The sequence below is a fragment of the Halohasta sp. A2 genome, assembly GCF_056175805.1.
The window spans coordinates 1-1,232 of sequence record NZ_JAQFWV010000159.1 but is presented as its reverse complement, the minus strand read 5'-3'; the positions used below and the strand labels follow the sequence as shown (position 1 = coordinate 1,232).

The window sequence follows — 1,232 nt, the reverse complement described above, 5'->3', positions numbered from 1 at the left end:
CGCCGACAGCGACTGGATGCCGGTAGAACTCCCAGCCACCGTCTTGCTGGAGGCTAGCCAGCCACCGCAGACACAGATTCAGCACCTATTGGAGGAGATAGGGAGGCTCCCGATGTGATCAACTGAAATTGGATAACAACGACGAGAACGATCAACGACACGACGAGCCCCCCAATCTGCGTGCCGAGATGCTCGACTTCGGTCTGGAACGGCGTCTGGCGGTCGTCAGCCTCGTCTAACTGGGTGGCGATTCTACCGACTTCCGTCTCCATCCCGGTCTCGACGACGACCGCTCTGCCTCGGCCTTTCACGACGGTCGTATTCTTATAGACCATGCTATGGCGCTCGGCCAACGGCGTGTCTTCGTCTACGCTCTCAGTTGTCTTCTCGACGGGCGTGCTCTCTCCGGTGAGTGGAGACTCGTTCGTCCGTAATTCCTCAGCGTTGAGCACTCTGGCATCGGCCAGAATCGCATCTCCCTGTTCGAGATAGATGATATCTCCGGGGACGATCTGTTCTGCGTCAATCGATTGTTTTGTTCCGTCACGGAAGACGGTCGCCTCTGGAGTTGTGAGTTCACGAAGTGCTTCGATAGACCGAGTGGCTTGGTAATCCTGGACGAAGCCGAACACGCCGTTGGCAGCGATAATAAGTGCGATAAACACCGCCTCAGTGTAACTGGGTTCACCGCCAGGAATGAATCCGGTGCTGAGCGACAAAACTGCTGCCACAGCGAGAAGATAGATGAGCGGGTTTCGGAACTGCGAGACGAATAGATCGAGGACCGACGTCCGTTCGGTCTCGGTGATGTCGTTTGTCCCGTATTCCGACAGTCTGCGATCTGCCTCGTCGGATGAAAGCCCTGCTTCGTCAGTCGACAATGCCGAGATAATCTTGTCTGCCTGTGTCGTATGCCACGGTTCTGACGGGGTCGTGTTCGAAGGAGAGTGAGTCATACTGTTGAGAGGCCTCCAATTGAGGGGAAAGCCGCATGTGGTTCGGTTCTATCTCTAAACTCTCGCATCTCTAATCTACGCATATATCAGTTCGTCTGGGTTTCACCTGAATAGAGACAGTATATTACCTAACCGCAGGCGCTAAGGCTCCTTCCTCAACGACGGAGCGAAGCGAGGTCGTAGGGAGGGGATACAGCGCCGTCATCGTCTTTCATCAATGCGATACTGCTGGCCCACAGGCCCACGCTATCAGTAGCTTTTTGTGTATCTACGAGG

At 55.1% G+C, this 1,232-nt stretch carries 1 protein-coding gene; it reads right to left on the bottom strand.

Going from position 1 to position 1,232, the window contains the following annotated elements:
* Positions 1–53: 53 nt before the first annotated feature.
* Complete coding sequence (locus O2S87_RS18565; protein ID WP_475410204.1) at positions 54–956, bottom strand: P-type ATPase actuator domain-containing protein; 903 nt, start codon at positions 954–956, stop codon at positions 54–56.
* Positions 957–1,232: the final 276 nt, after the last annotated feature.